General features: G+C 34.2%; 14 protein-coding genes. 6 read left to right on the forward strand and 8 right to left on the reverse strand.

Going from position 1 to position 12,672, the window contains the following annotated elements:
* Positions 1-63 precede the first annotated feature (63 nt).
* Positions 64-1,092, forward strand: a complete 1,029-nt coding sequence (gene egtD, locus DWQ18_02910) for an L-histidine N(alpha)-methyltransferase (GenBank protein ID RDJ33879.1) — start codon at positions 64-66, stop codon at positions 1,090-1,092.
* On the opposite strand, the gene DWQ18_02915 is transcribed toward egtD, so the two are convergent.
* Genes DWQ18_02915 through DWQ18_02925 form a run of 3 tightly spaced genes read right to left on the reverse strand, consistent with a single transcriptional unit; the run spans position 1,089 to position 4,222 of the window.
* Positions 1,089-2,399, reverse strand: a complete 1,311-nt coding sequence (locus DWQ18_02915; protein RDJ33880.1) for an ergothioneine biosynthesis protein EgtB — start codon at positions 2,397-2,399, stop codon at positions 1,089-1,091. The two genes, egtD and DWQ18_02915, sit on opposite strands and share 4 nt — an antisense overlap.
* A gap of 37 nt (positions 2,400-2,436) precedes the next feature.
* Positions 2,437-3,876, reverse strand: coding sequence for a proline--tRNA ligase (locus DWQ18_02920; GenBank protein RDJ33881.1), 1,440 nt, complete (start codon positions 3,874-3,876; stop codon positions 2,437-2,439).
* Positions 3,877-3,934: 58 nt separating this feature from the next.
* Entirely contained in the window at positions 3,935-4,222 is a 288-nt protein-coding gene (locus DWQ18_02925) for a hypothetical protein (GenBank protein ID RDJ34328.1), read from the reverse strand.
* A gap of 103 nt (positions 4,223-4,325) precedes the next feature.
* Between DWQ18_02925 and serB the strand changes: the two genes are divergently transcribed.
* The 5 genes from serB (at position 4,326) to DWQ18_02950 (ending at position 8,018) form a co-directional block, all read left to right on the forward strand.
* The gene (gene serB, locus DWQ18_02930) at positions 4,326-4,976 is read left to right on the forward strand and encodes a phosphoserine phosphatase SerB (protein RDJ33882.1); all 651 of its coding nucleotides are present in this window, start codon (positions 4,326-4,328) and stop codon (positions 4,974-4,976) included.
* A gap of 34 nt (positions 4,977-5,010) precedes the next feature.
* Complete coding sequence (cofE, locus tag DWQ18_02935) at positions 5,011-5,739, forward strand: coenzyme F420-0:L-glutamate ligase (GenBank protein ID RDJ33883.1); 729 nt, start codon at positions 5,011-5,013, stop codon at positions 5,737-5,739.
* A 53-nt stretch (positions 5,740-5,792) separates the two neighbouring features.
* Positions 5,793-6,710: a PHP domain-containing protein gene (locus DWQ18_02940; GenBank protein RDJ33884.1), complete on the forward strand. Its 918-nt coding sequence runs from the start codon at positions 5,793-5,795 to the stop codon at positions 6,708-6,710.
* Positions 6,711-6,779: 69 nt separating this feature from the next.
* Positions 6,780-7,013: a sulfurtransferase TusA family protein gene (locus DWQ18_02945; protein ID RDJ33885.1), complete on the forward strand. Its 234-nt coding sequence runs from the start codon at positions 6,780-6,782 to the stop codon at positions 7,011-7,013.
* Positions 7,014-7,016: 3 nt separating this feature from the next.
* Positions 7,017-8,018 (forward strand): cysteine synthase family protein, encoded by a 1,002-nt coding sequence (locus DWQ18_02950; protein RDJ33886.1) that lies wholly within the window; start codon positions 7,017-7,019, stop codon positions 8,016-8,018.
* Between the two features lies 1 nt (position 8,019).
* On the opposite strand, the gene DWQ18_02955 is transcribed toward DWQ18_02950, so the two are convergent.
* The 5 genes from DWQ18_02955 to DWQ18_02975 form a co-directional block, all read right to left on the reverse strand.
* Positions 8,020-8,400 carry a response regulator gene (locus DWQ18_02955; GenBank protein ID RDJ33887.1) on the reverse strand — a complete coding sequence of 127 codons (381 nt, stop codon included), beginning with the start codon at positions 8,398-8,400 and terminating at the stop codon, positions 8,020-8,022.
* Between the two features lie 70 nt (positions 8,401-8,470).
* Positions 8,471-9,925 carry a sensor histidine kinase gene (locus DWQ18_02960; protein RDJ33888.1) on the reverse strand — a complete coding sequence of 485 codons (1,455 nt, stop codon included), beginning with the start codon at positions 9,923-9,925 and terminating at the stop codon, positions 8,471-8,473.
* Between the two features lie 85 nt (positions 9,926-10,010).
* Positions 10,011-11,000 (reverse strand): thioredoxin-disulfide reductase, encoded by a 990-nt coding sequence (gene trxB, locus DWQ18_02965; protein ID RDJ33889.1) that lies wholly within the window; start codon positions 10,998-11,000, stop codon positions 10,011-10,013.
* 33 nt (positions 11,001-11,033) lie between these two features.
* The gene (locus DWQ18_02970; GenBank protein RDJ33890.1) at positions 11,034-11,801 is read right to left on the reverse strand and encodes a hypothetical protein; all 768 of its coding nucleotides are present in this window, start codon (positions 11,799-11,801) and stop codon (positions 11,034-11,036) included.
* 15 nt (positions 11,802-11,816) lie between these two features.
* On the reverse strand, positions 11,817-12,635 hold the full coding sequence (locus tag DWQ18_02975; GenBank protein ID RDJ33891.1) for a thiazole biosynthesis protein: 819 nt from the start codon (positions 12,633-12,635) through the stop codon (positions 11,817-11,819).
* Positions 12,636-12,672: the final 37 nt, after the last annotated feature.

The raw sequence follows: 12,672 nt of genomic DNA on the forward strand, positions 1-12,672 counted from the left end.
ATCAAGAAATTGTACAAAATTTAGGATAAGGCATTTATTTACAAAAAAATTCACTTTGAATACTTGCACTCAAAAACAATATTACAAGAATTAGGATACAACCTACATGAGGTCAATCCTAGATTACATTATTTTAAGCCAAATACATCAAAAACAGAAAAAACATTTGCTGAAGAGATTTCATACAGTTTAACCCAAAATTCCAAATTTATTCATCCAAAATTCTTCTATGATCAAACCGGCTCGCGCCTCTTTGAACAAATTTGCCACCTACCGGAGTACTATTTAACCCGAACCGAGATTTCAATCTTAAAATTTCTTAAAAATGAACTACCTCAGTTTTTAGATAAATCCTATAGGTTAGTTGAATTAGGTAGTGGCTCATCCACCAAAACAAAACTATTGTTGGACATTTTGCATGATTTACAAGAGCGTGTAGAATATTTTCCAATAGACATATCTGATATTCTCAAAGAAGGTTCTCAATCTTTATTGGAATCATATGAAAATTTACACATTACTGGAGTAATTGACACATACGAGGGTGGCCTAAAGTTTATCAAATCATTTGATAATACTCCAAATCTAGTTGCATTCTTGGGTTCTAGTTTTGGAAATTTTGAATATGATGATAGTATAAGATTTCTTCATGACGTAAATTCTACAATGAAGCAATCCGATTTGTTTTTAGCTGGTATTGATCTTGTCAAGGATAAAAAAATACTTGAAGATGCGTATAATGATTCACGTGGGGTTACTGCACAATTCAACCTCAATGTTTTACAAAGAATTAACAATGAACTTGATGCAAATTTTGATATTGACAAGTTTTATCACAAGGCTGAGTTCAATGAGAAAGAAAATCGAATTGAAATGTATCTTCGCTCAAAAGAAGTACAATCTGTAAATATTCCTAAAGCAAATTTGAGTATAGATTTTGTTAAAGATGAGTTAATTCACACTGAACACTCTCACAAATACACTGTATCTCAAATTGAAAACATGATGGATGAAACAAATTTTGAAATTAAAAAAATATGGCAAGATCCTTACCAAAATTATTCTATGATTCTTGCATCAAAGATTTTCTAAATATCTTGAGCGCATCTAAATCCTGAAAACAACCATCTTTCATCTAATCTGAAAAAATTCCTGTAACTAGATCTGATTGACATCTTTGGTGTACCAAAAGATCCTCCTCTGAGAACTTTTTGATTTGTAAACCACTTATCATTATATTCATCAAATCCTGATTTGAATCCTGGATATCCTATAAATTCTGATGATGTCCATTCCCAAACATCACCTATCATCTGATAGCATCCATAGTGACTTTTCCCTAATGCAAATGAACCAATTTCTGTAGTATTCCATATGTATGACTCTAGCAAATTTGCGTGATCTTCTGTTGGCTTTTCATTCCCCCATGGAAATAGTGTTTTTCTTTGTTTTTTCTCATCCCAACAAGCTGCTTTTTCCCATTCTGCTTCAGTTGGGAGTCTCTTTCCTGCCCATCTGCAATAGGCATCAGCTTCATAGAAACTTACATGACATACAGGTTCGTTTGGATTAATTTTTCGTTTTCCCAAAAAATCATGAGTCTTCCACTCTCCATCCTCGTGTAGCCAGTACATTGGGGCTGTCCAATTATTCTCTTTTACTTTTTCCCAACCATCAGATAACCATAATTTGAAATTTTGATACCCGCCATCTTCTATGAATTTGAGATAATCTCCATTGGATACTGGTACTGAATCAATTTTAAAATCATTAAGGTACACCTGATGTTCGGGTAATTCAATATCATAACAGAACTCATGACCTGAATATCCCATAGTGTATAATCCCCCATCAATTTTGATGGACTCTTTTGTGACATGAGTAGAACTTTTCGGTATGTTTTTTTGAATTGGTTGATATGCATCTGCAAGTAGATGTTGTAAATCATATACCAATAATTCTTGATGTTGACATTCGTGGTTCAGACCCATAATAAACAAATTTTTGATTTTATCGTCTGCCGGATTTTTTTCAAGAAAATCCGAAACGCGTTTGTTAATAATATGATAATACTGAATTATTTCATCTACGGTGGGTCTGGAAATAATACCTCTTTTGTCTTTATCATGTGGCTTTCCAAATTGTTGGTAATACGAATTGAGATACTCTGAAAATTTTTTTGAATAAAACTCATAGTTATCAGTAATTTTGCTTAAGATCACTTCATACAACCAACTAACGTGTCCCAAGTGCCACTTTGGAGGACTCATGTATGGCGCAGTCTGCACTACATAGTCATCTTTTTCTAAATTTTTTACAAGATTTAATGTCCTATTTCTTGTTTCGATAAACTCATCTAATATTGAAATCTGTTCTGACTCTTCTGATACTGCCGTCATGATTTTCAAAAAACCATTTCAGACTATATATTTTGGGTTAATATCCTCTGGCAAATAATGGCATCATCACGCTTTGTTCGTGACAAAAAATACATTTTTTTGTAGAATCTTCAGAATCAAAAGGAATCACTCTGATATCTGCCCCTGTTTCATCTTTGATTTTCTCTTCACATGACTTTTTTCCACACCAAGGTGCCTTGAAGAAACCTCCTTTCTCAATATTGTTTTTTAGCTCATCGTATTCTGAAATTGTCTTTATCATGGATTCTAGAATTTTTCTTCCTTCTTGGAGCATAGCATCTTGAATATTATCTAAAATTGCTGGAATTGAGTCAATAGCAGAAAATTCAACATCTAGTTTTTCTTTATTGTGACGTTTTGCAATAACAACTTTATTCTTTTCAATATCTTTTGGACCTATTTCTATTCTGAGTGGTATGCCTTTTAATTCCCAATCATGAAACTTGTATCCTGGTGTGATCTCTTTTCTATTATCTACGTGAATTCTGAGATTTTTTACTTCTAACTTTTCTTTTATTTCTGTGGCTTTGGTCATAACTTTGCTCTCATCCTCATCTGAATAATAAATTGGAACAATTACAATTTGTATTGGAGCAACCTTTGGTGGTAAAACTAATCCTTTATCATCACCATGTGTCATTATCATTGCTCCAATTAGTCTCCATGATACTCCCCATGATGTCTGCCATGCGTTATGTTCCACATTATCTTTATCGGCAAATTTGACATCAAATGGTATAGAAAAATTCTGTCCTAGAAAATGCGATGTTCCCATTTGGAGTGCTTTGCCATCAGGCATCATTGATTCCATCGTTGTCGTATACACTGCTCCAACAAATTTTTCTTTTTCACTCTTAACACCTGTTATTACTGGAATAGCTAACTCTTCTTCTACAGTTTTTTTATAAATTTCAAGAATTGCAAGCACTTCTTTTTCAGCTTCTTGCTGTGTTGTGTGAACTGTATGCCCTTCTTGCCATAAGAATTCTGATGTTCTAAGAAAAGGTTTGGTAGCTTTAATCTCTGCACGAAGTGCAGTATTCCAGAAGTTTATCTTCAAAGGAAGATCTCTCCAACTTTTTATCCATTTGGAGTACAACGAGTAGGCCAATGTTTCTGAAGTTGGACGTAATGCTAGTCTGTCTCCAATCTCATTTTCACCCGAGTGGGTTACCCAAAAAACTTCTGGGTTAAATCCGGAAAAATGTTTTTTTTCTTTTCCTAAAAGTGATTCCGGAATTAATACTGGTAGAAATCCATTACGAATATCTCGCTTTGAGAATTTTTCATCAAAAGTTTTTTTTAATGATTCCCAAATGGCATAACCATCTGGTCTAAGTACGATTAATCCTTTAACTGGTGCGTAATCTGCAAGATGTGCTTTCAGTACTACTTGTGTATACCATTCACTGAAATCGTCATTTTTTTTGGCAGTTATGCCTACTTCCTTACTCAAGCTGGTTTTTGTTGAGAATTTTCACTAATGAGCCTTTCGTGGATAGTTATGACTTTGGTTATTTCAGAGGGTCCCCTTTACAGAGAACATTGCCCATAACTCTGCTCTGGAAATTTGAACAAACAAAACATTGTATGAAATGTGTACCGTCACCTAAAATTGGGCAGTCGACATATTCTTGTTTCATTCGTTTGAGCATTTTTGGACTAACTCCTTTTAACTTTAGTTTTCCTTTATCGTCCATCATTCCAGATTCCTTCAATTCTGCTTTTACGTCATCTGGAATCTTTTGTCTTTTCTCAGTTGATTTTACTTCAACTTCGTATTTGTGTTCAAGTTCGTCCATGAAAAATACCATAATTATGTTCGATTTATTACTAGCGGTCCCGATCCAAAATTGAATTTAAACTTTAATATAATTAATTTTTTGAGATGAAATCAGAAAACAATTGTTGGCAATTTTCGATGTTGAAGGCGTACTCTTTGATGCTGAATACTTACCGATTCTCGCAGAAAAATTAAACAAAGAAGACGAAATTTGGGAAATCACCAAAAAAGGAATTCAAGGAGCTATTAACTGGGAAGAAGGTCTTAAGACTAGAGTTGAAGCATTACGTGGATTAAGTTATGAGACATGTGAATCCGTTGCAAATTCTTTACCAATAATGACTGGTGCAAAAGAGGCTTGTAGGATTCTCAAGTCTGCTGGTTGGAAGATTATGGCAGTGTCTGGCGGTTTTACAATAATGACTGATAGATTAAAAGAAGAATTGGGCCTTGATCATGTTTATTCAAACGAATTGATTTTCAAAGACGGAAAACTTGATGGTGTCAAGATTCATGTTGATTCTGATAAAGCCAAATCCGCTAGAATTAAAATTAGTGAATGGAATGAAAAAAAAGACGATATTGTTGTAGTTGTGGATGGTGCCAATGATATCAAACTGTTTGATATCTGTGGATTGGGTATAGCATTTAGAGCTCAGGATAAAGTTAAGGACCTTGCAACAACCACTCTTGAAGAAAAGGATCTTTCCAAGATTCTTGATATTATCAACAAGCACTACAATATGAAATTAGAAACCCCGACATTAGCATAAATCACATTTTATACCCTGAACTATTCTACAGATCATGCAAGTAATACCGATAAAAATCAAACATGAGATAGAAGAAAATGAAAATCTTGTTAATTTAATAAAAAATTTCAAGCCTGCTATAGAGGATGGGGATATCTTGATTGTGTCACAAAAAATTATTTCTAAAATGGAAGGACGTCTTATTCATCTTAACTCTGTAATTCCATCTCTTCTTGCTGTAGGAATTGCCTCTTCTTATGATAAAGATCCTAAATTAGTTCAAATCATACTATCTGAATCAAAGCGCATTATACGCATGGAAAATGGAATTTTGATTGTAGAGACAAACTTGGGTTATGTCTGTGCAAATGCTGGCGTAGATGAGAGCAATATTGAGAAAGGATTTGCAGCTTTATTACCAAAGAATCCTGACGAGTCTGCAAGAAAGCTACGTGGTGAAGTACTCTCTGCCACAGGAAAAAATATTGGAATAATAATATCTGATACATTTGGTAGGCCTTTTAGAATGGGACAGACTGATTGTGCAATTGGTGTATCTGGCCTTGATCCAATAATTGATTATGCAGGAAAAAAAGATTCATTTGGAAAAACTTTACGTGTTACTGCAATTGCAATTGCTGATGAATTATGCAGTGCCGCAGAATTAGTTAGAGGTAAAACCCAAAATTGCCCTTTTGCAATAATACGGGATTTAAAGTATGAACAAACCGATGGAAACTCTTCTGGGTTAATTCGTAAAGAGAATGAGGATTTGTTCCGTTAAGTTCAGACAAAGATTATAACATATATGTACTGATTTTTTTTAAACAGACTGTCTTGGAGCAATTAAGGACCGAACTTCATTGCCATAATGAATTCTCAAATTTTCATGTTGGTAAACTTGATGCACCGTATGATTGTAACATTACCATACAAGAACAAATTGAAAAATCATATCAGCTAGGTCTTGACTCTCTCTTTGTAACTAATCATAATACATTGGATGGATACAGGGAATTACTAAATTACAAAAACGATCATGAAAAATTCAAAAATATTCAAATTTACCCTGCTGAAGAAATTTCTACCAACGATGGTTCTCATATAATCGCATATGGAATATCTGAACCAATTAAAGCTGGTTTATCCTTTGAAGAAATTTTAGATGAAATAAAAAAACAAGATGCTATATCTTCTGCTCCACATCCGTTTAGTCTTTTAGATGCGCTTCGGGATAAAGCACAAAATTGTGATTTGATTGAAGTATTCAATAGTAATAATGTTGATGTTTTAGCAAATACCAAGGCCACTATTTTTGCACAAGAGCACAACATTACAGGAGTTGCAGGGAGTGATTCACACGTCCTTTCAACTTTGGGTAGGTGTGTAAATGTGATTGAATCTGAGAATAACCTAGATTCAATTTTATCTGCTATGAAACATAAGAAAATATCTATTCAACAAACTGGTTATGCTACTGCTAAAGAAACAATTGATCACTTGCGGTACAAAATTGATAACTCTACTGAATTCATTCATGACTATATGACACAGTTTTATCCAAAATCAAAAAAAATTTTTTCATTGCTGCTAGAATTATTTGAGCGTAATCCTAATAGCTACCTGTGGATTTTATTTTACAAATTTGCAATTTTTGCAATGAAGAGAATATCTCGTAAAATAAATTTCCAAGATTATGATCCTTTTCCCATGAAGGATAGAAACATTGGTTCAATGTTGAAGATGGCATTTTAATGAAGTAGGACAAGCTAAACTCGAATAGATTTTAATATGACAAAACGTGATTAATGCTGTATAATTAACATGTCAGAATCAGAAAAAAAATTAGATGCCACTGGTTTGTTTTGTCCAGAACCTGTGTTTAGAACAAAAATTGAAATTGAAAAAATGCAAGTAGGTCAGACTCTTACAGTTTTGGCTGACGATCCTGCAGCAGAAGACGATATTTCCAGATGGGTTACAAGAAATGGTCATCAACTATTAAGTATGAAAAAAAACGATAATGTAATTGAATTCTCCATTAAGAAAGTGAAATAATAATTGGCCACAAAAACAGTATCTGATGAAGAAGTACTCAGTAGAGTTGGCAACACTCCTCTTGTGAAATTAGAATCTCTCTCATCTGAAAATAAAGATTATTTTGCAAAACTTGAAGGTCATAATCCCTTTGGTTCTGTAAAAGACCGAGCTGCGTATTGGATGATAAAAGATGGAGAAGAAAAAGGAATTCTAAAACGAGGTCAGAGTATAATCATTGAACCTACTTCTGGAAATACTGGCATTGCCTTGACTGGAATAGCAAATTTACTTGGATACAAAACCGAAATTGTAATTCCTGAAAAAGCTAGCAATGAAACTAAAGACATCATAAGATCTTTGGGTGCTAAAGTCTATGAGACAAGTGATGATCTATGCCCAAAGGTTGGAGCAGGAACTGATCAAAGCATTGCATTAGCAACATCTATTGCATCATCAAGACCTGACACATATTATTCTCCAAACCAGTATGCTAATGAAGCAAATTTTATGGGACATTACAAAGGAACCGGTCCTGAAATTTGGAAACAAACTGCAGGTAAGGTAACTCATTTTTTCACTGGTGTTGGAACCGGTGGAACGATAACCGGTATTGGGACTTTTCTTAAAGAAAAAAACCCTAACGTGAAGATAATTGGCTGTCAGCCGCAACAAAATCACCTGATACAAGGATGGCGAAATTTTGAAGAATCTGCAAAGCCTGACTTGTTTCTAAAACGTGAAAATGTGGTGGATGACTGGATATCCGTGACAAATGCTGAAGCCTTTGCAGTTGTAAAAGAGGTCTTCCTTAAAGATAAACTCCTTATCAGCCCGTCATCTGCAGCAGTATATGCTTCGATGAAAAAATACTCTATAGATGATAATGCATGCGTCGTTGGTATATTTGCTGATGATGGCAGAAAATTCAAGAGCATCTACGCTCAGCAGAATATAATGTCAGAAGATGAATTTGATAAAAACCTGACTCAGGCAAAACATCTTTCTGATATTGTCTATATGTGATTTAGTTCTTTTCTAGTTTATCTAGCATACTAGTAAGTGAAAATGGTTTTTGAAGCACTTCTAGTGATTGTTTGAGGTTCTCTGGTACTTTTAGTAAAGCATCAATATCATATGCAGATGCAAAGATTATTCTTTGCTGGGGTGTTTTTTCTAAAATCTCTTTGGCAACTTCTGCTCCATTTTTCTTTGGCATATTATTATCTAATAATATTGCATCAAATGGAGGATTTTCAATTGAATCAAATTCACTTAATTTTTGTTGGAATTTTTGAATACATTCTTCCCCATCTCTTGCCAAGGTAACATTGTGGCCATTTTTTTCAAGTATTTTGTTGTACTGTTGTGCAGTAAACATGTTATCCTCAGCAACTAATATGTTCAATTCTACTTGTCTCGTATGAAAAATGCAAATTAATTAGAGTGTGTTTAGTTCAGACAGACAATCGAATTCATTAGTTTGGAATTATTTCCTGCTTGATTTCTTGTTTTATGGGTATGGTGATTTCAAATTCTGCACCTTGATCTTTTTTATTTCTTGCAGAAATTTTACCACCATGAGCTTCAATAATTCCTTTACACAAAAATAATCCTAATCCTGTTCCACTTTGATTTTCTGAATCTAGGTTTTTTGTCACAAATTTTTCAAAAATGTTAGGCAAAATATCTTGGGGTATTCCTTTTCCTGAATCTGAAACTAGAACCTGTAATTCATCTTTTTCCTGATTGACATGTGATGTTATTTCAATGGTGCCTTTTGAAGTGAATTTCATAGCATTGTTGAGCAAATTTCTAAGAACCTGCTCAATTCTGACTCTATCCAAGCTTATCTCGATATTCTCATCTAATTTTTCTTTAATTTCAATTTCATTTTGATTAAGTTTGAATCCTTTTGTGACTCCTAAAATTATGTCATTTATTCTAAGCTTTTCTAAATGTAGGATTAATCGATTGCTTTCTAATCTGCTAACATCTAAAACATCGTTAGCTAGATCCTGAAGTTTTTTTGCAAGCTCAGTAACTCCATCCCATGCTTCATTTTGATCAATATCGCCGGATCTTGCAAGCTCTGCAAATCCAAAAATTGGTTGAATAGGACTCTTTAATTCATGTGATGCAATTCCAATAAACTCGTCTTTCATTCTGTCAAGTTTTTGGAGTTTTTCATTTGCATTTTTCAGTTCCAGTGTTTTTAATTCAACTTCCTTTTTCAAATCACTATTGATTCTGCTTAGAAGTAAGACCAATGTTCCAGCAATCGCTCCTACTATTGTAATTATGATTACTTGACCAAATAATGCATCAGATTCATTTTGTGAAATCTGCACAGTTGTATTATCTACATAAAATGAAATTTCATCGGACATGACCTCTAAATTTTTTTGAATATTCTGACCTTGACTGATCAAATTTACTCTTGCTGATTCTATCTCTTGAGAATTTAAGCTAGTGATTTTTGATAAGGTATTTCCAGCTTCAATATCATATAATATGTGATCATTTTTTATCTCCCCAATTCGTTCATCTAAAACTTGAAAATTTAGATTTGATTCAAACGTATCTGCGGTTTTCTGACCTGCTTGAATAATTTTTTTTGCTTTGGAGAATTCTGAATCTATTACTCCACTACTAAACCAAAACTCTTCTTTAGCTTCATTGGCTAATTCTTCATTACCATTTAATGTATACATGAAAATTTTTTCTATGTTAGAGTCTTGATTTGCTTTTTGATTTCTGATGTTTGATAACGTGTCTTGCAATGGTGAATAACTTTCTGCAATAGTAACTATGTCCTGACTTATTTTTGACATCTGATAAATTCCAAACATAATTGCAATGCCTAGTAGTAAAATCATGATTCCTATCATCCCTCCAATTTTAAAACTAGTTTTTGTGTTATTTGCTAGCAAACCTTAGATTACAAAATAACAAAAAATGGTATCTGTAGATGTTTGTTCTTTCTGAACACACTGCGCTGAATTACTGAATTTTTGCTTACTCTTCACCAAGATATCTATCGACATCAATTGCTGCCATGCATCCATAACCTGCAGCCGTAATCGCTTGTCGATATCTGTGATCATGAACATCTCCAGCAGCAAAGACTCCTGGGATGTTTGTCTCTGTTCTATTTTTTAAAATAATGTAACCCTGTTTATCTAAATCGATTTGATTTGTAAATAATTTTGTGTTAGGATCATGGCCTATTGCTACAAAGACTGCTCCTGCAGTTATTGTTTTATTTTCATTATTTTTGGAATTTTTTAGAGTTACTTGCTGAACTTTCTGGTCTCCCTTGATCTCTTCTATCTCTGAATTAAAATGAAATTTGATTTTTTCATTATCAAATGCTCTCTCTTGCATTACTTTACTTGCACGCAATTCCTCTCTTCTGTGAATGATGTGTACTTTGGTAGCAAATTTTGTTAGAAATGTCGCTTCTTCCATTGCAGAGTCGCCTCCTCCTACAACTACTATCTCTTGATTTCTAAAAAATGGGCCATCACATGTTGCACAGTATGATACTCCCTTCCCAGAAAATGATTGCTCACCTGTTACTCCTAATTTTCTTGGACTTGCCCCTGTGGCAATTATTACTGCTTTAGCTTCATACTCCTCAGTTGCTGTTAAAACCTTGAATGGTTTGTGTTTGAAATCAACATTAACCACTTCATCATCTATGATTGTAGTTCCCATTCGTTCAGTCTGTTTTCTCATTGTGATCATTAAATCTGGTCCCATGATTCCATTTTCAAATCCTGGATAATTCTCTACATCCGTAGTGTTGACTAGTTGTCCTCCAGGTAAAATTCCTGAGAGAATTAAAGTGTCGTGTCTTGCACGAGAACAATATATTCCTGCAGTGTATCCTGCAGGACCTGCACCGATAATTATTACATCAAACTTTGTCTTTTTTTTGTCAGGCATCTTTGGGGAATCCTCTTTTCGTTCTAAAACTGTGGAACCAGAAGAATCTGACATCATGTTTCAACGAACTTTTTCATTAATTTAAGTCATTCACAAATTTTCTAGGACTCTTTGATGCTTCTCACAAAGTCTTCCTACTTCTAATTGTGAATATAGGAGGTCTTTTTGCCAATGGGCGTTGTGTAATCTACATTCAAGTGAATCACAAAATGCCTCGCCTGTGATATAGTAAAACATTGCTTGCAAAACATACCCTTCTACAATTTTATCAAGACGCTTATCGTGATATTCTAGATATCTTCCAGAATATTTTCTCTTTACTGATTCCAAGTTTAATCCTTGTGTCATGTTGGAAATTAATTCCATGTAATACTCTCTAGGTTTTGCAGGTGCTTCAATAATTCCCGTTGTTGAGATAATTGATGGATTCGAACCAATCAAGGCTCTTCCATGATATCTATAGTCATTGTAATCATAAGTACACATTAGCTTATTTGTAAACGCAATGTGTAGGTTTTCAAAGGTCTGCTCTTCTTTAGGAATTAATTCTGAAATAATATTCTGAAACTCAAATCCATCATACATGATTATGTTTTCTGTAGTTGCCGAATCTGATTCGTTTCTTACCTCAAACTCTATTTCTTCCTGAGTTGGATAATGCCTTTCAAAAGGCCTTCTTGGATTAAAAACCCTACACGAAGCAATCCTTTCTGCAATACTGTCATCCCCAAAACTTAGAATGTTTTTCTGAATTTTTACATCAATACCAAATATTTCCCTGATGAAATCTGAAACGTGTTTTATGTTAATCTCAGGAACAGAAGGCTCATCATAAAGAAAAACTTGTGATATCTTCAATCTGAATTTTATTGATTATGTTCCTAATTCTTTTATCTTTGCTGCAGTTATCTCTGCTGCTCTTTTACCTGAAAACAACATTGAACCAAATGTTGGTCCCATTCTTGCTAGTCCATGAGTTTCAGTAACTGACATTCCTGCAATAACCAGCCCTGGAAATATTTCACCAGTCTTTCTTACTACTGCATCTTCTCCTTCTGCAACATACATGGGATTCATTCCTTTCCATTCTACTAACCCTCTGTCAACTAGACGCTTTACTGCCACAGAGTCATGACCTGATGCATCAATTATCATTTTTGCTTCAAGTGCTACAGGATCAACACATGTGATGTTTCTTGGCAGTGCAGATACTGGCATCCAATTAACAACAATTCCAGCTACTCGACCATCTTTTAAAACAAGATCATCAAATTTTGTAAGATTCAAAAACTTTACACCTGCATCACATGCTCCTGCAATTAATTTAGATACTGCATGTGGACCCGGTGTCAGATACAATCCTTCTCCAACTTTTTTGTATGGCACTCCTAATTCGTCCCAAACTTTTTGCGCAGGTTCTCTGACCGTGACTGGGTTCATCATGTATCCTCCTAACCAGTAACCTCCTCCAAGATAGTTATTTTGCTCAATCACTAAAACTTTGAAACCCATGTTTGATAATTCTCTACTTGCTGTTAATCCTGCAGGTCCTGCACCAATAATTATTACATCAGACTCTGCCCTGTCCATAAAAACTGAATTAAACTCAGCTGCTATTGCTCTGGTGATGTCTACTTCGCGAACATCGGTAAAGATCTTTTCATCTTTTTGAGCACTAGCAGCTTCTTGCATGAAAATTTACTTTAGTCAAACACATTAATACTTTCGC

This window comes from Thermoproteota archaeon (genome assembly GCA_003352285.1).
GTDB lineage: Archaea > Thermoproteota > Nitrososphaeria > Nitrososphaerales > Nitrosopumilaceae > PXYB01.

Bases quoted from the DNA above. Each gene is read 5' to 3' on its own strand.
- DWQ18_02945 (RDJ33885.1), top strand. From the start codon at position 6,780: ATGTCAGAATCAGAAAAAAAATTAGATGCCACTGGTTTGTTTTGTCCA.
- DWQ18_02975 (RDJ33891.1), bottom strand. From the start codon at position 12,635: ATGCAAGAAGCTGCTAGTGCTCAAAAAGATGAAAAGATCTTTACCGAT.
- trxB (RDJ33889.1), bottom strand. From the start codon at position 11,000: ATGATGTCAGATTCTTCTGGTTCCACAGTTTTAGAACGAAAAGAGGAT.
- cofE (RDJ33883.1), top strand. From the start codon at position 5,011: ATGCAAGTAATACCGATAAAAATCAAACATGAGATAGAAGAAAATGAA.
- DWQ18_02915 (RDJ33880.1), bottom strand. From the start codon at position 2,399: ATGACGGCAGTATCAGAAGAGTCAGAACAGATTTCAATATTAGATGAG.
- DWQ18_02925 (RDJ34328.1), bottom strand. From the start codon at position 4,222: ATGGACGAACTTGAACACAAATACGAAGTTGAAGTAAAATCAACTGAG.